This window comes from Streptomyces sp. NRRL S-646 (assembly GCF_000720765.1).
GTDB lineage: Bacteria > Actinomycetota > Actinomycetes > Streptomycetales > Streptomycetaceae > Streptomyces.
In genome coordinates this window covers 204,546-228,259 of sequence record NZ_JODC01000003.1, presented here as the reverse complement: position 1 = coordinate 228,259, position 23,714 = coordinate 204,546, and the positions used below count along the sequence as shown (strand labels likewise).

Sequence of the window (23,714 nt, the reverse complement as noted above, 5' to 3'; positions counted from 1 at the left end):
GTGACCATGAGCCAGCCCGTTGACAAAGCCGTCAGCGCCGTCCGTACGTACATCGAGCAGCACCGCGCCGCCTTCCTCGACGACCTCGCCGAGTGGCTGCGCATCCCGTCCGTGTCGGCCCAGCCCGACCACGCACCCGATGTGCGACGCAGCGCAGACTGGCTCGCCGCCAAACTCAAGGAGACCGGCTTCACGACCGCAGAGGTCTGGGAGACGCCGGGCGCCCCGGCCGTCTTCGCCGAGTGGCCCGCCACCGACCCCGCGGCACCCACCGTCCTCGTCTACGGCCATCACGACGTGCAGCCCGCCGCCCGCGAGGACGGCTGGGACAGCGAGCCCTTCGAACCCGTCGTCCGCGAAAACCGCCTCCACGCGCGCGGGGCGGCCGACGACAAGGGCCAGGTGTTCTTCCACACACTCGGCGTCCGCGCCCACCTCGCCGCCACCGGCCGCACCGCCCCCGCAGTCAACCTGAAGCTGCTGATCGAGGGCGAGGAGGAGTCCGGCTCGCCGAACTTTCGCACCCTTGTCGAACAGCGTGCGGCCCAACTCGCCGCCGATGCCGTGATCGTCTCCGACACCGGCATGTGGGCCGAGGACACCCCGACCGTGTGCACCGGCATGCGAGGCCTCACCGAGTGCGAGATCCACTTCTCCGGCCCCGACCAGGACATCCACTCCGGCTCCTTCGGCGGCGCCGTCCCGAACCCCGCCACCGCCGCCGCCCGCCTGGTCGCCGCCCTGCACGACGAGCACGCACGCGTGGCGATCCCCGGCTTCTACGACGGCATCGTCGAACTCACCGACCGCGAGCGCGAACTCTTCGCCGAGCTGCCCTTCGACGAGCAGCAGTGGCTGCGCACTGCCAAGTCGTACGCCACCCACGGCGAGGCAGGGCACACCACCCTGGAGCGCATCTGGGCCCGCCCCACCGCCGAGGTCAACGGCATCGGCGGCGGCTACCAGGGCCCCGGCAGCAAGACGATCATTCCGGCCTCGGCCATGGTGAAGCTGTCGTTCCGGCTGGTCGCGGGCCAGGACCCCGACCACATCGAGAAGGCCGTCCGCGCTTGGGCCGCCGAACAGGTGCCCGCCGGGATCCGGTACGAGATCACGTTCGCCGCGGCCACACGCCCGTGCCTGACACCGCTGGACCACCCCGCCCTCCAGTCCGTCGCCCGCGCCATGGGCCGCGCCTTCGACAAGCCCGTCCGCTTCACCCGCGAGGGCGGCTCCGGACCCGCCGCCGACCTCCAGGAAGTCCTCGGGACACCCGTGCTCTTCCTGGGCATCTCCGTCCCCTCCGACGGCTGGCACGCACCGAACGAGAAAGTCGAGCTCGACCTGCTCCTCAAAGGCGTCGAGACCAGCGCGTACCTGTGGGACGACCTCGCCGAGACCTGGCGCCATGCACCCTGAGCGCCCAGCGCCGTCCGTAGCGCCACCGCCCACGGGGCACACTGAAAAAGGCCGCCCCGCACCGCCCAGCCCCGCCGGATCCAGTCGCCTACCGCCCTGCATCCCGCCGAACCGTCTGCCGAAACAATCCGTTCCACTGGGGGAGTTGGAAGCACCCGTGACCACCTGGACCGACCACACCGCCGACCGCCCCATCTCCCTCACCGCGCCCAGCGGCATCGACCGCGCCGCCCACCACCGCCTCGACGAGGCCTGGCTCGCAGCGGCATGGAGCCACCCCACGACCCGCTGCTTCGTGGTCTCCGGCGGCCAGGTCCTCATCGACGAGACGGTCGACGGCCGCACCGAACTCGTCATGACCCCGTCCTTCGAAGCCCCCCTGACCGAGGCCCACCGCTACTTCCTGGGCACCGACGAGGAAGGCGTCAGCTACTTCGCCCTCCAGAAGGACGCTCTGCCCGGCCGCATCGACCAGTCCGCACGTCCCGCGGGCCTGCGCGAGGCCGGCCTCCTGCTGTCACCCCGCGACGCGGGCCTGATGGTGCACGCGGTCGGCCTGGAGAACTGGCAGCGCACCCACCGCTTCTGCTCCCGCTGCGGCGAGCGCACGGTCATCGCCGCCGCCGGCCACATCCGCCGCTGCTCCGCATGCGGCGCCGAGCACTACCCGCGCACCGACCCCGCCGTGATCATGGCCGTCACCGACGAGGAGGACCGCATCCTGCTCGGCCGCCAGGTCCACTGGCCCGAAGGCCGCTTCTCCACGCTCGCCGGCTTCGTCGAACCCGGCGAGTCCATCGAGCAGTCGGTACGCCGCGAGGTCTTCGAGGAGGCCGGCATCACCGTCGGCACGGTCGAGTACGTCGCCAGCCAGCCCTGGCCCTTCCCCTCCAGCCTCATGCTCGGCTTCATGGCCCGCGCCACCTCCACCGACATCAACGTCGACGGCGACGAGATCCACGAAGCCCGCTGGTTCTCCCGGGACGAACTGGGCGCCGCCTTCGAAGCCGGAGAGGTACTGCCCCCCTACGGAATCTCCATCGCCGCCCGCCTGATCGAGATGTGGTACGGCAAGCCCCTGCCGACGAGGAGCTTCGTCTGAGCCGGACGCCGCGATGACAGACCCGTACTGGAACCACAACGTCCACTACCACCCCGTCGTCCTCGCAGCCGTCCCCGACGGCTGCCGGACGGCCCTGGACGTCGGATGCGGCGACGGGCTGCTCGCACGCAAGCTGGCACAAAAAGCCGAATCGGTGACAGGCGTGGACCGCTCACCGGAAATGATCCGGCTGGCCCGCGAGCAGACGCCGGCGAACGTCACGTTCCAGGAGGGCGACTACCTCGACGCGGAGACCCTCCCCGAGGGCAAGTACGACTTCGTCAGCGCCGTCGCCGTGGTCCACCACACACGGTTCGAGGACGCCGTGCAGGGCCTGGTACGACTGCTCGCCCCCGGCGGTCGGCTGGTGATCGTCGGGATGGCGTACAACCACACCGCCCTGGACTGGGTGATCAGCGGCTGCGGCCTGCCAGCGAGCCTGCTGAACGCACGGCTGCGCGGCGGCAAACGGGGCCCGGCCGGCATGCCCGTCAAGGACTCGGCCATGCACTGGGCAGAGGCCCGCAAAGCAGCACACCGCCTGCTGCCCGGCTGCCGCTTCCGCCGCCGACTGCTGTGGCGCTACATCGCAGTGTGGGACAAACCACAAGAAGGCGGTTCCTGAAGCGACCCAGGAACCGCCCTCCGAACGAAAACGCGCAGCGCCTACGCGCCGATCTTCTGCTTCACCTGCGCCAGCGACGGGTTCGTCAGCGTCGAACCGTCCGGGAACAGCACCGTCGGCACCGTCTGGTTTCCGCCATTCGCCTTCTCCACGAACGCCGCGGAATCCGGGTCCTGCTCGATGTTGATCTCGTTGTACGTGATGCCCTCACGGTCCATCTGGCTCTTCAGCCGACGGCAGTAGCCACACCACGTGGTGCTGTACATCGTCACAGTGCCCGGCATGTCTCTCGCGCTCCTCAGCTGCTCGGGGATGCTTGGTCGCAGTGATGGAACGTACTTGAAAGAGCCACCATTCCCACACCCGGTACCGCACCGGACGTGACGCCTGCCGCATTAGTACGACTGCAGGTACCTGCCTGTGGACAACCGCCGCACCCGTCTCCGACGACCTGGCAGCATGGCCATGTGACAGCAGCAACGCACTCCACGCTCTTCCCGCGCGGCACCGGCAGCTCCCAGTACTCGGCTCCGCCGAGTGGACCCGATGCCGTGCTCGAAGGGCTCGACCCCGAGCAGCGCGAGGTGGCCACCGCCCTGCGCGGACCGGTGTGCGTACTGGCGGGCGCCGGAACCGGCAAGACCCGAGCGATCACCCACCGCATCGCCTACGGCGTACGCGCCGGAATCCTCCAGCCCTCCAGCGTGCTGGCCGTCACGTTCACCAACCGCGCCGCCGGCGAGATGCGCGGCCGGCTGCGCCACCTCGGCGCCGCCGGAGTCCAGGCCCGCACCTTCCACTCGGCCGCCCTGCGCCAGCTCCAGTACTTCTGGCCGAAAGCAGTCGGCGGCTCCATGCCCCGGCTCGTCGACCGCAAGATCCAACTCGTCGCCGACGCGGCCGCCGCCTGCCGCATCCGCCTCGACCGCGGCGAACTGCGCGACGTCACCGCCGAAATCGAATGGTCCAAGGTCACCCAGACCGTCCCCGCCGACTACGCCCCCGCCGCCGCCAAGGCCGGCCGCGACACCCCCCGCGACCCGGCCGAGATCGCTCAGCTCTACTCCGTCTACGAAGACCTCAAACGGGACCGCTCCGTGATCGACTTCGAGGACGTCCTGCTGCTCACCGTCGCCATCCTCCAGGACCGGCACGACATCGCCGACCAGGTCCGGTCCCAGTACCAGCACTTCGTCGTCGACGAGTACCAGGACGTCAGCCCCCTCCAGCAGCGTCTCCTCGAACTGTGGCTCGGCGAACGGGACAACCTGTGCGTTGTCGGCGACGCCAGCCAGACGATCTACTCGTTCACCGGAGCCACCCCCGACCACCTCCTCGACTTCCGCACCCGCCACCCCGGAGCCACCGTCGTCAAACTCGTCCGCGACTACCGCTCCACCCCCCAGGTCGTCCATCTCGCCAACGGACTCCTCGCCCAGGCCCGAGGCCGCGCAGCCGACCACCGCCTCGAACTGATCTCGCAACGCGACCCGGGCCCCGAACCCGGCTACACCGAGTACACCGACGAACCCGCCGAGGCCGAGGGCGCCGCCCGCCGCATCCGCGCACTCATGGACGCCGGCGTCCCCGCCAGCGAGATCGCCATCCTGTTCCGCACGAACTCCCAGTCAGAGACCTACGAACAGGCCCTCGCCGACGCCGGAGTCCCCTACCAGTTGCGCGGTGGCGAGCGGTTCTTCGACCGTCCCGAGGTGCGCAAGGCGGGCATCGCCCTGCGCGGCGCGGCCCGCTTCGGCGGCAACGACTCCCTCCTCGACGACGCCGTGGACCTGCCCTCCCAGGTCCGCGCCGTGCTGTCCGGGGAAGGCTGGACCCCTCAGCCCCCGGCAGGCTCCGGCGCGGTCCGAGAACGCTGGGAATCCCTCGCCGCCCTCGTGAACCTCGCGCACGACTTCGCCGCCGCCAAACCCGCCGCCACCCTCGGCGACCTCGTCGCCGAACTCGACGAGCGGGCCAACGCCCAGCACGCCCCCACCGTCCAGGGCGTCACCTTGGCCTCCCTGCACTCCGCCAAGGGCCTGGAGTGGGACGTCGTCTTCCTGGTCGGCGTCGCCGAGGGAATGATGCCGATCACCTACGCAAAGACCGACGAACAGATCGAGGAGGAACGCCGCCTCCTCTACGTCGGCGTCACCCGGGCCCGGGAACACCTCCACGTCTCCTGGTCACTGTCCCGCTCACCCGGCGGCCGCCCGAACCGTCGTCCCAGCCGCTTCCTGGACGGGCTGCGCCCGGGCTCCACCGCCACCGTCGGCCGCACCGCGGCCGGCAGCGCAGGGGGCGTCGAGCGGGGCTTCACGAGCAGGCCGGACGCCGTACCCCGGCGCACACAGCGCACCCCCGCCCGCTGCCGGGTGTGCGGGCGCACGCTCACCGACGCCGGCGAGATGAAACTGATGCGCTGCGAGGACTGCCCCTCCGACATGGACGAGGGCCTCTACGAGCGCCTGCGCGAGTGGCGCGCGGACCAGGCGCAGCGCAGCGGACAACCCGCGTTCTGCGTCTTCACCGACAAGACCCTGATGGCCATCGCCGAGGCCGCCCCCGACGAGGAGAGCGAACTGGCGCGCATCCCCGGGGTCGGAGTACGCAAGCTCAACCGCTACGGGGCCGATGTTCTGGCCCTGTGCGCAGGTCGTGAACCCGGAGAACAGGACGAAGAGGACTGATTCAAACTCGTCGAAAAAATAGTTTGCGCATGCCCCAGCAATCCCCATAGGTTCTTAGCCACGGGGACGGAGGCCTTCTCGGAGGCCCCGATTCCGTGTTCTACTTGCATATCCGTCGGACTGGTTCACCCCCAGTCCCCCGAGACGCCGAGAGGAGGCGATTGAAGTGATCAGCACCAGCACCATCAGCACCGCCAAACTGACCGATCGCTCGGTCGTCTCCACGTGCATGCTCGGCGCCTCGAACCAGGGCACCGGTATGTCCGGCATTCCTGCCGGTCGTCTGGCGTCCGCCCCCGTTTCTCTCGCGGGTCTTCCCATCCGTGAGCGCAATGAGCGACCGACCAAGGCGCTGGAAGCAGTAGTGGCACAGGCGAAGGCCTATGCCTTTACGGCGGCCGGTGCCGGAAGCCGGAAGCAGACGACGCAGCACCACCTGATGTGGGCCTTCCGTGGGCCAGAACCCTGGAGTGATCCAGCCTGATCGCCGATCAGGCCGGCGCCTTCAGGGCCGCGGAACCCCATCCGGGATCCGCGGCCCTTCTGTTTTCCCCGAACGGGGACGACGGAGCGAAGGGGCCTCGGGACAAGAGCTGAACCCGGTACCAGCCGCCACCCGGCCCAACAGGGCCGGAACGACCAGACGAGGAAGACGAACCGTGCAACTCGAAGCGCACGCCCCGTCCGTACCGCCTTCCGAAACGATCCCCCCGCCCGGCCTCACGGAGGACTCCACCTTGATCCCGCTCACTGCGCTCACCGCGCTCGACGACGCCATCGAGAACCTCGGCGTACCCGTCCCCTGCCGCTCCTACGACCCGGAGGTCTTCTTCGCCGAGTCGCCGGCCGACGTCGAGTACGCCAAGTCCCTCTGCCGCACCTGCCCGCTGATCGAGGCCTGCCTCGCCGGCGCCAAGGAGCGGCGTGAGCCCTGGGGCGTCTGGGGTGGCGAGCTGTTCGTCCAGGGTGTCGTCGTCGCCCGGAAGCGGCCGCGTGGCCGCCCGCGCAAGAACCCGGTCACAGCATGAACATCCCCGGAACCATCGACCGCCCCCTCACGAACGACCCCAAGAAGCAGGCCCCGATGAAGCCGTCCACCACCGAGCCCGCTGGCTCCGCGATCGAAGATTTCACCACCACAGGCGCGACGGGCTCGCGTCAGAACAGGACCCGAGAGATGCAACTCCTCCAAGAAGCCCTGGCTCGTGCGCATATGCACGACCGACTGCATGAGGCCGAGCGGGAACGCCAGGCAGTGCGCCTGGCGAGCGCCCGCCGGATGCAGCGCCGGGCCGAGCGCGCCTCGCGGCGCGCCCGCCGCGCGCTCGCCATGGCCGTCATGCAGTAACCGATCACACCTGAAGCGGTGGCCTCCCGACCCCGGGAGGCAGTAGCTCCCCGCGGGGGCCGGTCCGTCCGAACGGACCGGCCCCCGCGGTGCGTTGTGCCCGCGATCCACCCACCGCGGCGTTATCGTCACCGAGTGACGAGTCTTCCCGGAGGCAGTGACGACTCAGGCTCCCCCGCGGAGCCCCAACCTCTGGTGTGCGGCCGCTGCGGCGCCCGGGCGGGGGGTCCGCAGCCCACCTGGACCTTCTCCGTGGAAAACGGTGCCCGCCAGTATTTCTGCGACGCCTGTTCGCGGGAGAACCTCAGGGCTATCGAGGGGCGGCTGGACTCCGCCTGGTGGTGAGACTGTTCCTCTGGGGCCTCCCCCCCCCGCCCCACCCCCACCCTCACCCCTCGCACACGCAGCACGGCAGCGGCAGCCCACAGCCCAGCGGCCCACAACCCAGAGCTCGCAGCCCGCAGCAGCGCGGCGGCCCGCAGCCCGGTGCCCCCGATCAAGCCTCCGCGGCCGGCTCCTCGGCAGTGGCTTCCTCCGCGAACCCCGGAAGCCACTCCTCCAACTCCTCGCGCAGCCGCACCGTTGACCCCAGCTGGCACAGCACGCCGATTGTGCTCAATGTCACCCGGTGTATCAGGAGGTACGCCGGTGGCAGGTTCAGCTGCTTGCCCAGTTGGTAGGCGGGGGAGCGGGGGTCGGCGATGCGGGCCGCCTGGCTGCGCATCCAGCCGCGGGTGAAGGTGAACTCGTCGACCCGGGCCGGTTCGATGATCGGCAGGAGGTAGTCGAGGACGGCGCTCGGGTCCAGCTCGATCGATTCCTTGACGAAGCCCTCCGCGCAGAGGAGTTCGTAGACGGCCTCCGCCTCGCCGTCGAGGGTCATGCGCAGGGAGTCGCCGATGGGGGCCGGCAGGCCGCCCGACAGGCGGTCGACCGTGCCGAAGTCCAGGACGCCCAGACGCCAGTCGTCCTCACCTCCCGGGCCACCGGGCAGCAGCCGGAAATTGCCCGGGTGCGGGTCGGCGTGCAGCAGGCCGGTGCGGGCGGGGCCGGAGAAGAGGAAGCGGGCCAGGAGCTGACCGGCCCGGTCGCGCTGTTCCCGGGTGCCGTCCGAGATGATCTCCGAGAGAGGGATCCCGTCCATCCACTCGGTGATCAGGACCTGGTCGCACTGGTGGACCACACCCGGCACCACCACGTCCGGATCGTCAGTGAACTCCTCGGCATGCGCCTGCTGGGCCTGGGCCTCCAGACCATAGTCCAGTTCCTCCGAGACACGGTCCCTCAGTTCTGTGATCAGAGGCTTGATGTCCATGCCGGGGATCAGCGGACCCAGCAGGCGGGCGAAACGGCTCAACTGGTTCAGGTCCGAAAGGAGGGCCTCGCCGGCACCCGGGTACTGCACCTTGACCGCCACCTCGCGGCCGTCGTGCCACACCCCGCGGTGGACCTGTCCGATCGAGGCCGCGGCGGCGGGTTTGTCCTCGAACTCGAGGAACAGGTCGGGCCAGTTCTCGGCGAGCCGCTCGCCGAGTACGCGGTGCACGGTGCTGGTCGGCATCGGCGGCGCCGCCTCCTGCAGCTTCGTCAACGCTGCGCGGTAGGGGCCGGCGACCTCCTCGGGCAGTGCCGACTCGAAGACCGACAGGGCCTGGCCGAACTTCATCGCCCCGCCCTTGAGCTCGCCGAGCACCTTGAACAGCTGCTCTGCCGTGCGCTGTTGCAGCTCGCGGCCGACGATCTCCGCGGACTCGCCGACGATCCGCTTGCCCAGTCCCCAGGTCGCCCGTCCGGCGAAGCCGAGCGGGAGCGCGGCGAGCTTGGCGGTCCGGGTGACCGCCTTGCGGGGAAGATCAGACATGCGCCCTCCAAGTCCCTGCCGGCCGCGCCGCTGCTGCCGTACGGCACAGCTCCTTCGGCGACCGTTGCCCCGTCATTGTCTCGTGTGACTCCTCGTCCTCGGAGGTGTGTTCTCCCTTACCTTTCTCCGCGGCCCCGCACGGGCATGCCGGATGCGCCCACACCGGTCGCGCATGCCAGGTCAGAGCGGGCAGGGAGACTTCCCAACGGGCTCCGGCACTCGTCGGCATCCGGCCGTCCAGGAACGCGAGTGCGTGTGCGGCCGCCAGTCCGGCCACCGTAGTGGCCAGCGCCAGGTCGCAGGGCCGCGGCTGGCGCGGGGTGCCGGAGCGCCACTGCGCGACCAGCCGGGGCCAGGCCGGATCCCGTTCGGTGCGGCTTTCGTGCAGACAGCCTGCGCAGCCCGTCTCACCGGGCAGGACGAGGGGACCGACGACGCCGGTCGCCTCCACGACGCCGGTGTACAGATGCGGTGTACCCGAGGCGATGAGCGGTTCGGCGGTGGACGGTGCGGGGGCGTGGACGGCGACGTCGTCGCGTGGGGTGAGGATCACCAGGGAGAAGCCTGGCTCGCCGTCCGGGGGCGGAGCCGTGTTGCCGCGCCGTGGCGGGCGGTCCGGGGCGGACCGGCGTACGGCCTGCCGGGCGGCTTCGTCCCTGCGGTCACCGATGGACTCGGCGGGCAGCCCGCCCGGCGCCACGTCGCCTGCCTCGACCCGGCCGACGTCCCGTACGTCGACCTCCCCGATGCCGGCGCCCGCCAGCAGTGAGGCCAGCACCGAGCCCACCCGGCCCGCCCCCCGCACCTGCACCCGCAGTGAGCGGCGCGCGGCCAGGCGGCTGATCGCTTCGCCCGGTTCGGTGGTGGTCATGGACAGTGAGGCGAGGTCAGGGCGCAGCCGGGCGAGGACGTCCTTCTTGCCGCGCAGTGCGTCGGCGGCAGGCCCGCCGCCCTTTGCGTCGTCCAGGAGGCCGGCCCGTGCCAGCCGCTCCACCAGTCTGTCGACATGGCCGTCGGGCAGGTCCATACGGCGTCCCTCCTCGCGCAGGAGAGGCAGTCCGCGGGTGCCGTTGAGCAGGTCGAGAAAGCTGCCCGTTGCCGTGTCCACGGGCCCCAGTGTCAGCGCGTGCGCCGGTGCCATACCGAACTGCACGGTGTTGAGATCGCGCCAGCCGCGCCTGAGCGCGGGCTTCACCGCCGGTGCAAGCGGAACCATCGCATCCATGACAGGCCCCCGTAGCCCTCGTAGATCATTCCCGTCCGCCGGGTCAGCTCGGTCGGCGGCCGTCGATGGTCGGTCGACGGTCCGCCGCGGCTGTCCCGGTGAGAACCAGCATGCCCGGACGGGCGGACAGGTGCCGAAAGTTGTCCACAGGCGGTGGATATTCGTCGTACAAATCAAACGCTTGGTGGCGGATCGAGGCGGAACCGTCCAGGAGTCGGGACTTCCCCCGTGTGCAGCGGGTAACGTCGGGGCGTGCCCGCCGACCCACTGCACCGCGCCGGAATGCCACAGCGCAGCACGACGAGCCAGCCGCCGAGCGGCTCGGGGGCGAGCGCGATCGAGGTCCGCAGGAGCTCCCGTCGACGCAGGACGGTCTCCGCGTACCGCGAGGGCGATCGCACCGTCGTACTCATCCCTGCCCGGATGTCCGAGGCGGAGGAGCAGCGCTGGGTGACCGTCATGCTCGACAAGCTGGCCGCCCAGGAGAGCAAACGGGTCCTCGGTGACGACGAGCTGGCCGAGCGCGCCGAGCGGCTGTCGGTCCAGTACTTCGACGGCCGTGCCCGGCCCACCTCGGTGCGCTGGGTCACCAATCAGAACACGCGCTGGGGCTCGTGCACCCCGTCCGAAGGCAGTATCCGTCTGTCGCACCGGTTGCAGGGCATGCCCGAGTACGTCGTCGACTACGTCCTCCTCCACGAGTTGGCGCATCTGCTGGTGCCGGGACACGGTCCCCGCTTCTGGCGGCTCCTCGAGGCGTATCCCCGCACGGAACGGGCCCGGGGTTACCTCGAAGGAGTGGTCGCCGCCGAACGGTTGCCGCACCTGCCGGGGGCGCGCGGGGAGTGACGGCCGCCCTGGGGCGGTGGTTGTGTACCGGGTCTGTACCGACTTCTTCCGGTGTCCGAGTTAGCCGTTAACCTGGCGCGACGCACTCACATTCGGGATGGGGGACGGTCGTTACGCATGGCCAGGGAATTCCAACGCGGCCACAAGGCCAGGATCAGTGACCTCACCGCGGGCACCGATCTGTACGTAGGCGTGCAGATCAGTGGCCCCGGACTGACCTTCGACATCAGCTGCTTCGGCCTTGACGCCGACGAACGGCTCTCGGACGACCGCTACTTCGTCTTCTTCAACCAGCCGAAGTCCCCCGAGGAGTCCATTCAGCTCCTGGGCGGCCAGGCGGGCGACACGGAGGCCTTCCGGGTCACGCTCGACAAGATCCCGGCGCAGATCCAGAAGCTGTCGTTCACGGCGACGCTCGACGGTGCCGGGCAGATGTCGCAGATCGCCCCCGGATACATCCGCATCGTCGCGGGCGGCGAGGAGGTGGCCCGGTACGCCTTCAACGGCTCGGAGTTCTCCACCGAACGAGCCGTCATGCTGGGCGACTTCTACCTCAAGGACGTGTGGCGGTTCGCGGCCGTCGGGCAGGGCTTCGACGGCGGCCTCGAGGCGCTGCTGAAGAACTTCGGCGGCGAGGTCATGGAGGAGGAGGCACCTGCGGCGCCTGCTCCGCAGCAGCCCCAGACCGGAGCCGCTCCCGGCTTCGCCCCGCCCGCCTTCGGCGCCCCCGCCGCTCCGGCCCCCGCGCCCGCCCCGGCTCCGCAGGGCTTCGCCCCGCCCCCGGCACCGACTCCGCCGCCGGCACCCGCGCCCGCGCCGAATGTGCACGCCGCGCCCACCATCATCGCGCCCATGTCCCCACCCGGCGGCGGCCAGGTGCCGCCCCCCGCTCCGGCGCCCGCGCCCTACGGCCAGCCGCCCCAGCAGCAGCCGTACGGCCAGAGCGCACCGCCGCCGCCCGGCTACGCCCAGCCCCCGGCTCCGCAGGCCCCGCACGCCCCGGGCCCGCCGCCCGGCTACGGCCAGCAGCCGCCGTTCGGCCAGGTCCCGGGGCAGCAGGCGCCCTACGGTGCGCCTCAGGGCGCTCCCCAGGGCGGCGCCGGGGTGACCGCAGCGCTCCAGATGTTCAAGGAGACACCCACCGGGCAGCGCTGGACGCAGCAGAACAAGAAGCTGATCCGCGTCGACCTCGGCATCGGCGGGCAGCCCGTGCTCGCCCGGCAGGGCAGCATGGTGCTCTACCAGGGCAAGGTCGACTTCGGCTACAAGGGCGCGGGCTTCGCGGGCCGGATCGTGGGCAACGCGACCGGCCAGGAGATGCAGCTGATGCGCTGTACCGGCCAGGGCCAGGTGTTCCTCGCCGAGAACGCCACGCATCTGCACCCCGTCGAGCTCCAGGGCGACGCGATCTGCGTCTCCGCCGAGAGCGTCCTCGCCTTCGACGAGGGCCTCCAGTACGAGGTCCGCCGCATCGAGGGACACGGCATCCCCGGGGGCGCGCTGTTCACGATGCAGTTCCAGGGCACCGGCACGATCGTCGTCAAGACGCACGGCACGCCCGTGGTCCTGCCGGTCACGCCGACCACGTTCGCCGACGCCAACGCCGTCGTGGCATGGTCGGCCGCCTCTCAGGTGATCGTCTCCAGCCAGGTCCGCATGCGCCGCAACGCCTACCCCGGCGACACCGGCGAGAGCGTCAACCTGCAGTTCCGGGGCGCGCCCGGCAACTTCATCGTCGTCCAGCCGTACGAGGTCTGAGGGAGCCCGTCATGAACCAGCCACTCGCGGGCTACGCCCCCGCACCCGTCACCGCCCGTATGGAGAACCACGGCGACCACATGCTGAAGGTCGCCATGCAGACCGGAAACGACATCCTCGCGCGCGTGGGCTCGATGATCGCCTACGAGGGTTTCATCCAGTACGAGCCCAACCCGCCGGCCGTGCGCCAGATCGCCCGTGACTGGATCACCGGCGAGGGCGCGCCCCTGATGAAGTGCTCCGGCGACGGACTGCTCTACCTCGCCGACTACGGGGCGAACGTCGTCGTGATCAATCTCAACGGCGACGGGATCTCCGTCAACGCCACCAACCTGCTCGCCTTCGACGCCCACCTCACCTGGGGAGTCGAGCGGGTCAAGGGACTGGCGAAGTTCGCCGGCCAGGGCCTGTGGAACACCAAGATCTCCGGGCAGGGCTGGGTCGCGCTGACCTCCCGGGGCAAGCCGATCGTCGTCGACTGCGGCGGTGGCGAGGACGAGACGTACGTCGACCCGGACGCGCTCGTCGCCTGGTCCCCGAACCTCAAGGTGAAGGGCAAGCGCAGCTTCAAGGCGCAGTCGCTGATCGGCCGCGGCAGCGGCGAGGCCTACCAGATGGCCTTCTCCGGTCAGGGCATCGTCGTCGTCCAGCCCAGCGAGGACAGCACCGACCGCCTGCGGTTCCGGGGCTGAGGGGGAGCGAGAAACGTCATGCAGAGTCCGCTTTTCGCCTTCAACGACTCGCAGTCCCAGGAGCGCTACAGCCTGCAGAACAAGCAGATGCTGCGGGTCGCCCTGGAGGGCCACGACGACATCCTGGCCCGCAAGGGAACCATGGTCGCCTACCAGGGGCTCGTCGAGTTCGACGCCGAGTACCAGAGCAACAACCAGGCACGCGCGCGTGCGCACACCGGCGAGGGCCTCAGCCTGATGCGCTGCCACGGGCAGGGCACGGTCTACTTCGCCAACCTCGCCCAGCACATCCATCTGGTGGACGTGGAGCAGGACGGCCTGACCGTCGACAGCAGCTACGTCCTCGCGATGGATTCCTCGCTGCACCACGAGGTCATTGCCGTCGACAGCCTCTACGGCATCTCCGGCTCGGGGAAGTACCAGCTGAACATCACCGGCCGCGGCAAGGTCGCCCTGATGACCTCGGGTGCGCCGCTGATGATGCAGGTGACGCCCGACAAGTACGTCAACTGCGACGCCGACGCGATCGTCGCCTGGTCGACCGGGCTGCGCGTCCAGATGCAGGCCCAGACGCACTCCTCGGGCGTGTGGCGGCGCCGCGGCAACACCGGCGAGGGCTGGGAGCTCAGCTTCATGGGCAGCGGTTACGCGCTCGTGCAGCCGAGCGAGCTGCTGCCTCCGCAGAACGCCCAGATCGGCCAGGGCCTCGCCGCGCAGTACGGCATGGGTCAGCACGGGGCGCGGGCGCAGAACCAGGGGAACGTCTGGAGCTGAGCGTCCAGCAATCCAACGTAAGGGGCGCCCGCCGATGCGGGCGCCCCTTACGCGTCGCTGAGAGTTGCAGACTCCCGAAGCTCACAGCCTGGCGCGCGTCGCTTCCAGCAGCCGTACGACGGACTCGTCCGCCACGTCCGCCACCTCGTCGTAGGCGAACCAGCGCAGGTCGAGCGACTCGTCGCTGATCTCCTGGACAGCGCCGGACGGTGCCAGGACGGCGTACTGGACGTCGAAATGCCAGTGGCAGGGCGCCGGGATGGGGTGCCGGTCCAGCCGCACCGGGCCGCCCGCAAGCAGCGTCAGTCCCGCGATCCCGGACTCCTCGGTCGCCTCGCGCAGTGCCGCGGCCTCCACGGTGGCGTCCCCCGGCTCGCAGTGGCCGCCCATCTGCAGCCACATCCGCAGCTTCTTGTGGAGGGTCAACAGCACGCGTTCACGGGACGGGTCGATCACCAGGGCGCTCGCCGTGACATGACCCGCCTGACAGGCCTTCCACATGCCGTTCGGATGGGCCGCCAAGTGGTCCAGATACGCCTGGCGCAGCTCTTCCTGGTCCTCGTACCCCTTCAGGACGAGGACCGCGTCGTCGTACAGGCTCACTCGGTGTCGTCGCCCTTGTCGTCGCTCTTGTCGTCCTGGGAGGCGTCGTCCTTCTTCAGGTTCGGCTTCTGTGCCGAGCCGCCGCCCGCCGCCTCGCCGAGCATCTTGTCGAGCTCGGAGAAGTCCAGCTGCTCGCGGTGCACGAAGCCGTCCGGGTCGTCCAGGTCGGAGGCCGTCGGAAGCATGTCCGGGTGGGACCACAGCGCGTCCCGGCCGTCCACGCCGCGCGCGTCCGTGAGGGACGCCCACAGGCGGGACGCGTCGCGCAGGCGGCGCGGACGCAGCTCCAGGCCGATCAGCGTGGCGAACGTCTGCTCCGCGGGCCCGCCCGTCGCACGGCGGCGGCGCAGGGTCTCACGCAGCGCGTCCGCGGACGACAGACGCGGCTTCGCCGCCGCGTGCACCACCGCGTCCACCCAGCCCTCGACAAGCGCCAGAGCCGTCTCCAGACGGGCCAGGGCCGCCTTCTGCTCCGGGGTGTCCTCCGGCTGGAACATGCCCTGCTGGAGGGCGTCCTGCAGCTGCTCCGGGTTCTGCGGGTCGAACTGGCCGACCACGTCCTCCAGCTTGGCCGTGTCGACCTTGATCCCGCGCGCATACCCGTCGACCGCGCCGAACAGGTGCGAGCGCAGCCACGGCACATGCGCGAACAGGCGCTGGTGGGCGGCCTCGCGCAGGGCGAGATACAGCCGCACCTCCTCCTTCGGCACGCCCAGGTCCTTGCCGAACGCCTCGATGTTCACCGGCAGCAGCGCGGCCTTCCCGGCCGGGCTCAGCGGCAGGCCGATGTCGGTGGAACCGACGACCTCGCCCGCGAGCACACCGACGGCCTGCCCGATCTGCGTGCCGAACATCGCGCCGCCCATGGAGCGCATCATGCCGATCAGCGGGCCCGCCATGGCCTGCATCTCCTCGGGCAGGACATCGCCCATCGCCGCGCCGACACGCTCGGCGACCGGGTCGACGAGTTCCTGCCACGCGGGCAGGGTCGCCTCGACCCACTCCGCGCGGGACCACGCCACCGCGGAGCCGGCACCGGACGGCAGCGACGTCGCGTCGTCCAGCCACAGGTCGGCCAAGCGGACGGCCTCCTCGACCGCGGTGCGCTCGGCGGCGCCGACACTCGCGTCCTTGGTGCCGTCAGGGGTGCCCTGGGCGACCGTCTGGCGGGCGATCTGCTTGGCCATCTCCCAGTTCACCGGGCCGCCCTCGTACGAGAGCATCTGGCCCAGCTGCTGGAAGGCGGCGCCCAGATCGGTGGGGTTCAGCGAACCGAACATGGCAGCGAGCGGATTGTCCGCACCGGGGCCGCCGAAGCCTCCGGCCCCGGGCAGCCCGCCGAAACCGAACGGGTTGGCCGGTCCCTGACCACCACCGCTCTCCTGGTCCTTCTTCTTGCCCTCGTCGCCGTCTTCCGGCTCCTCCGGCGGAAGGCCGAATCCGAATGGGGTGTCACTCACGGGATTCCTCGGCTGGTAAGGCCGCCGGTTGTCTCCGACGGCACGACTGCCCGATAACACCACCCAGCGTAGACACCATGGGCGGTTCGGGCCTCGGTGCTTCGCCGACTCTTGGCCTGCGGCAGGATGGATGCCACCTGGTACGGACGCGTCACTCGCGTTCGTACTGAAGACAACCGCTGGAGACGCCCGGTGAGTTCCCCAGATCCGCAGGTTCGCGCAGCGCGAAACGAGTCAACCAATTCCGCCACGCGCGGGCCCGTCGTCGCGGTCACCGGCGCCGCCTCCGGCATCGGCGCGCTGCTCACCGAACGGCTCGTCGCCTCGGACGAGATCAAGCAGGTCATCGCCATCGACGAACGGCGCGGCGAGTGCGCGGGGGCGCAGTGGCACATCCTGGACGTACGGGATCCGGCCATCGCGGACAAGCTGCGGGGCGCCGACGTGGTGGTGCACCTGGCGCTCGATCTGGATCTGGAGACCGACGCTGCCGCCCGTACGGCCTACAACGTACGAGGGACGCAGACCGTGCTGACCGCGGCCGCCGCGGCCGGAGTCCACCGGGTCGTGCTGTGCACGTCCGCCATGGTGTACGGGGCGCTGCCGGACAACGAGCTGCCGCTGTCCGAGGACGCGGAGCTGCGGGCCACGGCCGAGGCCACCGGCGTAGGGGACCTCCTGGAGATCGAGCGGCTCGCCCGGCGCGCGCCGCGCGCCCACCCCGGACTCAATGTCACCGTTGTACGGCCCGCGGTACTCGTCGGAGGCACCGACACCGCGCTGACCAGGTACTTCGAGTCGCCCCGGCTGCTTGTCGTCGCCGGATCGCGCCCCGCCTGGCAGTTCTGCCACATCGAGGACCTGTGCAGCGCCCTGGAGTACGCCGTCCTGGAGAAGGTCGACGGGGAACTCACGGTGGGCTGCGACGGGTGGCTGGAGCAGGAGGAGGTCGAGGAGCTCAGCGGGATCCGGCGGATGGAGCTGCCGTCGGCTGTCGCCCTTGGTGCGGCGGCCCGGCTGCACCGGATCGGCCTGACACCGTCCCCGGCCGGGGACCTGGCGTACACGATGTACCCCTGGGTGGTCAGCGGAAGCCGCCTGCACGACGCGGGCTGGCGGCCGCAGTGGACCAACGAGGAAGTGCTCGCGGAGCTCCTGGAGGAGGTGTCCGGGCGGCACACGGTCGCGGGGCGGCGGCTCGGGCGGAAGGACGCGACTGCGGCGGGGGCCGCGGGTGCGACGGTGGCGCTGCTGGGGGCGGCGGCCGTGGTGCGGCGGGCGCGGAAGGCCCGGCGGCGCATCTGAGGGGGCTCCGGAAGGGTGCCCGGCATGGGGGGCTGGGCGCGGGTGAGGGTGCGCAGCCCGGCGCGGGCGGGGTGCCGCCTTTCTCTGGGTCGGGAGCCGCCCTGGGCGGCACGAATGCCCGCAGGCTCGGTGTGGCTGTAGGAGCCTCCAAAAGGGCACGCGCGTGTGCCTGGTGAAAGTTGTATTCCGGGTTGTCAGACGCGTGCGGCACGATGGAGGCATGACACCCACCAACGACCATCCCGGCGAGCAGGCCGCCCAGGACCCCATCAAGCTGATCGCCGTCCGTGAGACCGCGCTCTCCCTGGACGAGGTCTTCCAGGCCGTCGGGGACGACGCCGCCGGCGGCACCGCGCTGTTCGTGGGGACCGTGCGGAACCACGACGGGGGATCCGATGTGGACCGGCTCGGCTATTCGTGCCACCCCAGCGCCGAGGCCGAGATGCGGCGGATCGCCGAGAAGGTCGTGGCCGGACATCCGGTGCGTGCCCTGGCCGCCGTTCACCGGGTCGGTGACCTGGCCGTCGGGGATCTCGCCGTGGTCGTCGCCGTTTCGTGTCCGCACCGGGGCGAGGCCTTCGAGGCCTGCCGGAAGCTGATCGACGATCTCAAGCACGAGGTGCCGATCTGGAAGCACCAGACCTTCAGCGATGGCACGGAGGAATGGGTCGGGGCCTGCTGAACCCCTGCGCCACACCCAGGTTGCGTAACTGCACCCCTGCCGTCAGCGTTCTCAGTGTGGCTGGTTAATCTGCTGATCAGTCAGTTCTTGCGGTCGCTCACTGGGGTCGGGAGGTCGGCATGGGGGCGCTCCTGTGGTTGTTGATTCCGTTCATGGCAGCGATCGGCGCCGGTCTGTGGGGCAGTTGGGCCAACCGGACCCGCAAGGTCCGCGGGGACGGGCCCGAGCTCGACGGCTACGCCCGCTTCCGTGAGGCCATGGAGAAGCCCCACTCCGGTACGTGACATGACAGAGGTGGGGCTGACGGTGCGCTGACAGGACCTTCCCGTACTGTCTTGGCATGCCACGCCGCACCGCGACGATGCTCGCCTCCACCCTGATGCTGATCGCGCTCCTGTGCGCGGGAGTCTTCATTCCCGTGCCGTACTCGGAGATGTCTCCGGGACCCACGGTCAACACGCTCGGGAACCACGACGGCGAGCCGGTGCTGCAGATCTCGGGACGCAAGACCTATGCGGCCGACGGCCACCTGAACATGACCACCGTGCGGGTCACCAGCGCCGACTACAGGATGAACCTCGTCGAGGCCGTCTACGGCTGGCTGGCCCACGACAGCAAGGTCGTGCCGCACGACACGCTCTACCCGGACGGCAAGACCGAGGAGCAGTCGACCCAGGAGAACGCCGAGGAGTTCAGCCAGTCCCAGGAGAGCGCCAAGGTCGCCGCCCTGAAGGAACTCGGCATCCCGGTGAAGAGCTGGGTGATCGTCTCGACCGTGGTCAAGGGCTCGCCCGCGCAGGGCGAACTGCACGCCGGAGACGTGATCAAGGCCGTCGACGGTACGGCCGTGAAGCAGCCCGGCGACGTCGCCAGGCTCGTGACCAAGCACCGGCCCGGCCAGAAGGTCGACTTCACGATCGTGCCCGCCAAGGAGCAGGCCGCCGCCGAGAAGAAGAACACGACGGCCACGAAGACCCGGAACATCACGATCACGACCACCACCTCCGACGACAGCGGCAAGAAGCGCGCCATCGTCGGGATCTCCGCGGGAACCGATCACACCTTCCCGTTCACCATCGACATCAAGCTCGCCGACGTCGGCGGGCCGAGCGCCGGTCTGATGTTCGCGCTCGGCATCTACGACAAGCTCACCCCGGGCAACCTGACCGGCGGCAAGTTCGTGGCCGGCACCGGGACGATCGACGACAGCGGCAAGGTCGGCCCGATCGGCGGTATCGAGATGAAGACGGTCGGAGCACGCAACAAGGGCGCCCAGTACTTCCTCACGCCCGCCGAGAACTGCAAGGCTGCCGCCAAGGACACCCCCAGCGGGCTCACCCTGGTCAAGGTGAACACCATCGACGACGCCCTCGGCGCGCTGAAGGACCTCCGTACCGGAAAGACCGCCGACCTGCCGAAGTGCACGGCCAAGTAGCCCAAAGGGCTACGACCGCCTACTCCTCGAAGGTCGCGGCCAAGGCCTGAGCCAGGCCCGGGACCAGGTCGGAGCCCGTGAGGACCTCCGTGGGCGTGTCCTTGTCGCGCAGCCGCAGCGCCGAGTCGCGGGCACCGTCGCGCAGCACCGCCACCGTCATCCGGACCTCCTGACGGTCCGGGTGCCCGGCCACCCACTTCGCCAGCCCGGCCTCGTCCAGCCCCTCGGGGACCTGGGACTCGGCGGACGGCGGCAGCATCAGCCGCTCCACCGTGAGCGCGCAGCCGGCCACCGCGTCGGGCCAGGCGATCGTCGCCAGGAACTCGTCCAGCGGCTTGCCGGCCGGGATCTCGTCCTGCTCGACCGGGGTGAGACCGGTGGTGTCGGGCTCGTCCGCAAGACCCAGCTGAGCCGCGAGCGCGGGTTCCTGGGACCGCAGCCGAGCGGTGTCTACAAGGGCGAAGAGGCGGGCGGGCTGGTCCCAGCCGAGGCCGGAGGTGTACTCGTCGATCTCGAGTACGGCCCGGGTGAGCGGGCTCGCTGCCATGGGAGTGTTGGACATGGTCACAATCCTGCCTCGTTCATGGCCGGAATCGGGAACCGAGTAAACGGTGAGTAAGTTGCATAGGTGTGGGCCCGCGATCACGGGGGGCCACGGAGGGGCTCACGAACACGCGGGGGCCTGACGAACCGACAGCGACTTCGAGGTGCGCACCTTGGCTTTCCAGATGCCGGACCGCGGCGGAGGCCCGACGGGGCCACGGATCAGAGTGGGCCGCCCGTCCCGGCGAGTCCGGACCCTGCTCATGACACTGGGCGTCCTTGCCGTCCTCGGCATGGCGTTCACCATGTTCGCGGGCTTCTGGACGGACTGGCTCTGGTACCGCTCCGTGAAGTACTCGTCCGTCTTCACCACCACCCTGTGGACCAAGATCGGACTGTTCTTCGTCTTCGGTCTGCTGATGGCCCTCGCGGTCGGCTTCAACGTCTGGCTGGCACACCGGCTGCGACCGCCGCTGAGCGCCATGTCGATGGAGCAGCAGAGCCTCGACCGCTACCGGATGGGCATCGCACCGTACAAGACCTGGCTGTTGCTCGGGATCACCGCCCTGGTCGGTCTGATCGCCGGCGCCTCGGCGTCCAGCCAGTGGCGCACCTGGCTGATGTGGGTCAACGGCGTGCCCTTCCACCAGAAGGACCCGCAGTTCCACCTCGACGTCTCCTTCTACGCCTTCGACCTGCCCTGGTACCGCTTCCTGCTCGGCTTCGGCTTCGCCGCCGCGATCCTCTCCCTGATCGCCGCCGCGCTCACGCACTACCTGTACGGCGGCCTCAGGATCACCTCCCCGGGCGCGCGCGCCACCGCCGCCGCGACGGGCCATCTGTCGGTGCTGCTCGGCATCTTCGTGGCCCTGAAGGCGGTCGCCTACTGGCTCGACCGGTACGGCCTCGCTGTCAAGTCCAGCGACTTCAAGGCGACGGACAACTGGACGGGCCTCAGGTACGTCGACGCGAACGCCTACCTGCCGGCGAAGACGATCCTGTTCTGCATCGCCGTCATCTGCGCGCTGCTGTTCTTCGCCACCCTGTGGCGCCGCACCTGGCAGCTGCCCGTGATCGGCTTCGGCCTGATGGTGCTCTCGGCGATCCTCATCGGCGGGCTCTACCCGGCGATCGTCCAGAAGTTCCAGGTCCAGCCCAACGAGCAGGCCAAGGAAGCGCCGTACGTCCAGAAGAACCTCAAGGCGACCCGTGAGGCGTACGGCATCGACGACACCAAGGTGACCGACTACTCGGGGACGAGCACCACCAAGGACAAGTCCCAGCTGCGGGACGGCGTCGACGATGCGGCCAGCATCCGCATCCTGGACCCGAACATCGTCTCGCCCACCTTCCAGCAGCTCCAGCAGATCAGGAACTACTACGCGTTCCCGAACAACCTGGACGTCGACCGCTACAGCAAGGACGGCAAGGAGCAGGACACCGTCATCGGTCTGCGCGAGCTGAACCTCAACGGCATTCCGAAGAACAACTGGATCAACGACCACTTCCGCTACACCCACGGCTACGGTGTGGTCGCCGCCAAGGGCACCGAGGTCCAGGACGGCCAGCCCGTGTTCACCGAGTCCGACCTGCCGTCCACGGGTGACCTCGGGAAGTACAAGCAGCAGATCTACTACGGCGAGAAGACCACCACCTACTCGATCGTCGGCGGTCCCCAGCAGGAGATCGACTACTCCGACGACAGCGGCGAGAAGACCACCAGCTACAAGGGCAACAGCGGCGTCAACCTCGCCAACCCGATCAACCGCGCCGCCTACGCGGTCGCGTTCAACGAGCCGCAGATGCTCTACTCCGGGGCGATCGGCAAGGGTTCGCGGATCCTGTACAACCGCACTCCCAAGGAGCGCGTCGAGGCGGTGGCGCCCTGGCTGACCATCGACGGCGACGCCTATCCGGCGGTGGTGGACGGCCGTATCCAGTGGATCGTCGACGCTTACACGACGACCAACGGATACCCGTACGCCTCCCGGACGACCCTCGGCGACACCACCGCCGACTCGCTGACCGCGACCAACACCAACCGCGCGGTGGTGGCTCAGCAGAACCAGGTCAACTACATCCGCAACTCGGTGAAGGCGACCGTCGACGCGTACACCGGCGAGGTCAAGCTCTACCAGTGGGACACCGGTGACCCCGTCCTGAAGACGTGGATGAAGGCGTTCCCGGGCACGGTGAAGGCGAAGTCGGCCATCAAGCCCGAGCTGCAGGCCCACTTCCGTTACCCGCAGGACCTGTTCAAGGTCCAGCGCGAGCTGCTCAGCCGCTACCACGTGACGGACGCGCAGACCTTCCTCACGGGCAGCGAGGTGTGGCAGGTGCCGGACGACCCGACCAACAAGTCGGGCAACGCGGTGCCGCCGTACTACCTGAGCATGAAGATGCCCGGCCAGTCCTCGCAGGCGTTCTCGCTGACGACGACCTTCACGCCGAACGGACGGGACAACCTCAGTGCGTTCATGGCGGTCGACGCCGATGCGAGCACCAGTGACTACGGCAAGATCAGAATCCTGAAACTGCCGACGAGCACGACCGTCGACGGCCCCAAACAGGTACAGAGCAAGTTCAACTCCGAACAGGACATCGCCGCGGCGATCAAGCTCCTCAAGGGCGGCGACTCCGACATCGAGTACGGCAACCTGCTGACGATGCCGCTCGACGGAGGACTGCTTTACGTGGAGCCGGTCTACGTACGCGGTGGTGGACTCAAGTACCCGCTGCTGCGCAAGGTGCTGGTGACCTACGGAGGCAACACCGCCTTCGAGGACACCCTGGACGAGGCCCTCAACAAGGTCTTCGGAGCGGAGAGTTCGACCACACCGCCGTCGGACACGGGAACGACCCCACCGCCGACGTCCAGTAATCCCACGGTCCAACAGGCGCTGAACGACGCCCAGAAGGCCTTCGACGCCGGTCAGGAAGCCCTGAAGAAGGGCGACTGGCAGGCGTACGGCCAGGCGCAGAAGGACCTCCAGGACGCCCTCAAGCGGGCCGAGGACGCGCAGTCCAAGGCGGGCAAGACGGGTGGTGGCGGCAACAAGAGCAGCAGCAGCCCCGGTCCGAGCGGCAGTCCGAGCCCGAGCGGCAGCTCCGGCAGCGGCTGATCATGCCCGCCCCGCGTCGTGGTACGGTTGCCACACAACGACGCGGGGTGGAGCAGCTCGGTAGCTCGCTGGGCTCATAACCCAGAGGTCGCAGGTTCAAATCCTGTCCCCGCTACTGCAGTCGAAGGCCCGGATCCTCAAGGATCCGGGCCTTCGTGATGTGCGAACGCATGTGCCGGTCAGGGGGATCGTCATGCCGCCTCGGGGAGTTGGGACAACTG

The 23,714-nt window shown here is 69.7% G+C and carries 23 protein-coding genes and 1 tRNA gene; 18 read left to right on the top strand and 6 right to left on the bottom strand.

The features are described 5' to 3' along the window. Positions 1–6 precede the first annotated feature (6 nt). The 3 genes from IH68_RS0105455 to IH68_RS0105445 all read left to right on the top strand — a co-directional run bounded on the left by IH68_RS0105455 (position 7) and on the right by IH68_RS0105445 (position 3,146). Positions 7–1,419, top strand: a complete 1,413-nt coding sequence (locus IH68_RS0105455; RefSeq protein WP_030929170.1) for a dipeptidase — start codon at positions 7–9, stop codon at positions 1,417–1,419. Positions 1,420–1,576: 157 nt separating this feature from the next. After that, the gene (gene nudC / locus IH68_RS0105450) at positions 1,577–2,521 is read left to right on the top strand and encodes an NAD(+) diphosphatase (RefSeq protein ID WP_030929168.1); all 945 of its coding nucleotides are present in this window, start codon (positions 1,577–1,579) and stop codon (positions 2,519–2,521) included. 13 nt (positions 2,522–2,534) lie between these two features. Further along, complete coding sequence (locus tag IH68_RS0105445; RefSeq protein ID WP_030929165.1) at positions 2,535–3,146, top strand: class I SAM-dependent methyltransferase; 612 nt, start codon at positions 2,535–2,537, stop codon at positions 3,144–3,146. A gap of 41 nt (positions 3,147–3,187) precedes the next feature. Here IH68_RS0105445 and IH68_RS0105440 read toward each other — a convergent pair whose 3' ends face one another. Further along, positions 3,188–3,430 carry a mycoredoxin gene (locus IH68_RS0105440; RefSeq protein ID WP_030929162.1) on the bottom strand — a complete coding sequence of 81 codons (243 nt, stop codon included), beginning with the start codon at positions 3,428–3,430 and terminating at the stop codon, positions 3,188–3,190. A 183-nt stretch (positions 3,431–3,613) separates the two neighbouring features. Here IH68_RS0105440 and IH68_RS0105435 point away from each other — a divergent pair, with 183 nt between their 5' ends. The 5 genes from IH68_RS0105435 to IH68_RS57830 all read left to right on the top strand — a co-directional run bounded on the left by IH68_RS0105435 (position 3,614) and on the right by IH68_RS57830 (position 7,529). After that, on the top strand, positions 3,614–5,836 hold the full coding sequence (locus IH68_RS0105435) for an ATP-dependent DNA helicase UvrD2 (RefSeq protein ID WP_420718974.1): 2,223 nt from the start codon (positions 3,614–3,616) through the stop codon (positions 5,834–5,836). 166 nt (positions 5,837–6,002) lie between these two features. Continuing rightward, positions 6,003–6,320, top strand: coding sequence for a hypothetical protein (locus IH68_RS0105430; RefSeq protein WP_420718973.1), 318 nt, complete (start codon positions 6,003–6,005; stop codon positions 6,318–6,320). A 175-nt stretch (positions 6,321–6,495) separates the two neighbouring features. Further along, positions 6,496–6,864, top strand: coding sequence for a WhiB family transcriptional regulator (locus tag IH68_RS0105425; protein ID WP_010984500.1), 369 nt, complete (start codon positions 6,496–6,498; stop codon positions 6,862–6,864). Next, positions 6,861–7,184 carry a hypothetical protein gene (locus IH68_RS0105420; protein ID WP_030929151.1) on the top strand — a complete coding sequence of 108 codons (324 nt, stop codon included), beginning with the start codon at positions 6,861–6,863 and terminating at the stop codon, positions 7,182–7,184. The genes IH68_RS0105425 and IH68_RS0105420 overlap by 4 nt, the downstream gene beginning before the upstream one ends. Before the next feature lie 135 nt (positions 7,185–7,319). Beyond that, positions 7,320–7,529: a hypothetical protein gene (locus IH68_RS57830; RefSeq protein ID WP_078912325.1), complete on the top strand. Its 210-nt coding sequence runs from the start codon at positions 7,320–7,322 to the stop codon at positions 7,527–7,529. A gap of 151 nt (positions 7,530–7,680) precedes the next feature. Here the strand turns inward: IH68_RS57830 and IH68_RS0105415 are convergent, their stop codons facing one another. Both IH68_RS0105415 and IH68_RS0105410 read right to left on the bottom strand, forming a co-directional pair. Continuing rightward, complete coding sequence (locus IH68_RS0105415; protein WP_030929148.1) at positions 7,681–9,045, bottom strand: ABC1 kinase family protein; 1,365 nt, start codon at positions 9,043–9,045, stop codon at positions 7,681–7,683. Next, positions 9,038–10,261, bottom strand: coding sequence for a TOMM precursor leader peptide-binding protein (locus IH68_RS0105410; protein WP_037884622.1), 1,224 nt, complete (start codon positions 10,259–10,261; stop codon positions 9,038–9,040). The genes IH68_RS0105415 and IH68_RS0105410 overlap by 8 nt, the downstream gene beginning before the upstream one ends. 261 nt (positions 10,262–10,522) lie before the next feature. Between IH68_RS0105410 and IH68_RS0105405 the strand changes: the two genes are divergently transcribed. From IH68_RS0105405 to IH68_RS0105390, 4 genes are all read left to right on the top strand, one after another. Then, positions 10,523–11,119 carry a M48 family metallopeptidase gene (locus tag IH68_RS0105405; RefSeq protein ID WP_078912323.1) on the top strand — a complete coding sequence of 199 codons (597 nt, stop codon included), beginning with the start codon at positions 10,523–10,525 and terminating at the stop codon, positions 11,117–11,119. A gap of 117 nt (positions 11,120–11,236) precedes the next feature. Further along, on the top strand, positions 11,237–12,877 hold the full coding sequence (locus tag IH68_RS0105400; protein ID WP_030929139.1) for a TerD family protein: 1,641 nt from the start codon (positions 11,237–11,239) through the stop codon (positions 12,875–12,877). Between the two features lie 11 nt (positions 12,878–12,888). Beyond that, a complete protein-coding gene (locus IH68_RS0105395) occupies positions 12,889–13,569 on the top strand; it encodes an AIM24 family protein (RefSeq protein ID WP_030929135.1) in 681 nt (226 codons plus the stop codon). Between the two features lie 18 nt (positions 13,570–13,587). After that, positions 13,588–14,343, top strand: a complete 756-nt coding sequence (locus IH68_RS0105390; RefSeq protein ID WP_030929133.1) for an AIM24 family protein — start codon at positions 13,588–13,590, stop codon at positions 14,341–14,343. Between the two features lie 81 nt (positions 14,344–14,424). Here IH68_RS0105390 and IH68_RS0105385 read toward each other — a convergent pair whose 3' ends face one another. Together IH68_RS0105385 and IH68_RS0105380 are read right to left on the bottom strand one after the other, a co-directional pair. Then, complete coding sequence (locus IH68_RS0105385; RefSeq protein ID WP_030929130.1) at positions 14,425–14,946, bottom strand: NUDIX hydrolase; 522 nt, start codon at positions 14,944–14,946, stop codon at positions 14,425–14,427. Beyond that, complete coding sequence (locus IH68_RS0105380; protein WP_030929127.1) at positions 14,943–16,406, bottom strand: zinc-dependent metalloprotease; 1,464 nt, start codon at positions 16,404–16,406, stop codon at positions 14,943–14,945. Before IH68_RS0105380 ends, IH68_RS0105385 begins: the two co-directional genes overlap by 4 nt. A gap of 192 nt (positions 16,407–16,598) precedes the next feature. On the opposite strand from IH68_RS0105380, the gene IH68_RS0105375 reads away from it, so the two are divergent. From IH68_RS0105375 to IH68_RS0105360, 4 genes are all read left to right on the top strand, one after another. Continuing rightward, entirely contained in the window at positions 16,599–17,711 is a 1,113-nt protein-coding gene (locus IH68_RS0105375; protein ID WP_030929124.1) for an SDR family oxidoreductase, read from the top strand. A 220-nt stretch (positions 17,712–17,931) separates the two neighbouring features. After that, entirely contained in the window at positions 17,932–18,393 is a 462-nt protein-coding gene (locus tag IH68_RS0105370; protein WP_030929122.1) for a molybdenum cofactor biosynthesis protein MoaE, read from the top strand. 119 nt (positions 18,394–18,512) lie between these two features. Continuing rightward, the gene (locus tag IH68_RS56990) at positions 18,513–18,677 is read left to right on the top strand and encodes a hypothetical protein (protein ID WP_199931843.1); all 165 of its coding nucleotides are present in this window, start codon (positions 18,513–18,515) and stop codon (positions 18,675–18,677) included. Positions 18,678–18,733: 56 nt separating this feature from the next. Next, complete coding sequence (locus IH68_RS0105360; RefSeq protein ID WP_030929120.1) at positions 18,734–19,828, top strand: PDZ domain-containing protein; 1,095 nt, start codon at positions 18,734–18,736, stop codon at positions 19,826–19,828. A 19-nt stretch (positions 19,829–19,847) separates the two neighbouring features. On the opposite strand, the gene IH68_RS0105355 is transcribed toward IH68_RS0105360, so the two are convergent. Then, positions 19,848–20,390, bottom strand: a complete 543-nt coding sequence (locus tag IH68_RS0105355; RefSeq protein ID WP_030929117.1) for a PPA1309 family protein — start codon at positions 20,388–20,390, stop codon at positions 19,848–19,850. A 166-nt stretch (positions 20,391–20,556) separates the two neighbouring features. Between IH68_RS0105355 and IH68_RS0105350 the strand changes: the two genes are divergently transcribed. Continuing rightward, a complete protein-coding gene (locus IH68_RS0105350; RefSeq protein WP_234341260.1) occupies positions 20,557–23,493 on the top strand; it encodes a UPF0182 family protein in 2,937 nt (978 codons plus the stop codon). Positions 23,494–23,534: 41 nt separating this feature from the next. Then, positions 23,535–23,608 (top strand) — tRNA-Met (locus tag IH68_RS0105345). Positions 23,609–23,714: the final 106 nt, after the last annotated feature.

Bases quoted from the DNA above. Each gene is read 5' to 3' on its own strand.
- IH68_RS0105455 (WP_030929170.1), top strand. From the start codon at position 7: ATGAGCCAGCCCGTTGACAAAGCCGTCAGCGCCGTCCGTACGTACATC.
- IH68_RS0105445 (WP_030929165.1), top strand. From the start codon at position 2,535: ATGACAGACCCGTACTGGAACCACAACGTCCACTACCACCCCGTCGTC.
- IH68_RS0105440 (WP_030929162.1), bottom strand. From the start codon at position 3,430: ATGCCGGGCACTGTGACGATGTACAGCACCACGTGGTGTGGCTACTGC.
- IH68_RS0105420 (WP_030929151.1), top strand. From the start codon at position 6,861: ATGAACATCCCCGGAACCATCGACCGCCCCCTCACGAACGACCCCAAG.
- IH68_RS0105415 (WP_030929148.1), bottom strand. From the start codon at position 9,045: ATGTCTGATCTTCCCCGCAAGGCGGTCACCCGGACCGCCAAGCTCGCC.
- IH68_RS0105410 (WP_037884622.1), bottom strand. From the start codon at position 10,261: ATGGTTCCGCTTGCACCGGCGGTGAAGCCCGCGCTCAGGCGCGGCTGG.
- IH68_RS0105400 (WP_030929139.1), top strand. From the start codon at position 11,237: ATGGCCAGGGAATTCCAACGCGGCCACAAGGCCAGGATCAGTGACCTC.
- IH68_RS0105395 (WP_030929135.1), top strand. From the start codon at position 12,889: ATGAACCAGCCACTCGCGGGCTACGCCCCCGCACCCGTCACCGCCCGT.
- IH68_RS0105390 (WP_030929133.1), top strand. From the start codon at position 13,588: ATGCAGAGTCCGCTTTTCGCCTTCAACGACTCGCAGTCCCAGGAGCGC.
- IH68_RS0105370 (WP_030929122.1), top strand. From the start codon at position 17,932: ATGACACCCACCAACGACCATCCCGGCGAGCAGGCCGCCCAGGACCCC.
- IH68_RS56990 (WP_199931843.1), top strand. From the start codon at position 18,513: ATGGGGGCGCTCCTGTGGTTGTTGATTCCGTTCATGGCAGCGATCGGC.
- IH68_RS0105360 (WP_030929120.1), top strand. From the start codon at position 18,734: ATGCCACGCCGCACCGCGACGATGCTCGCCTCCACCCTGATGCTGATC.
- IH68_RS0105355 (WP_030929117.1), bottom strand. From the start codon at position 20,390: ATGTCCAACACTCCCATGGCAGCGAGCCCGCTCACCCGGGCCGTACTC.
- IH68_RS0105350 (WP_234341260.1), top strand. From the start codon at position 20,557: ATGCCGGACCGCGGCGGAGGCCCGACGGGGCCACGGATCAGAGTGGGC.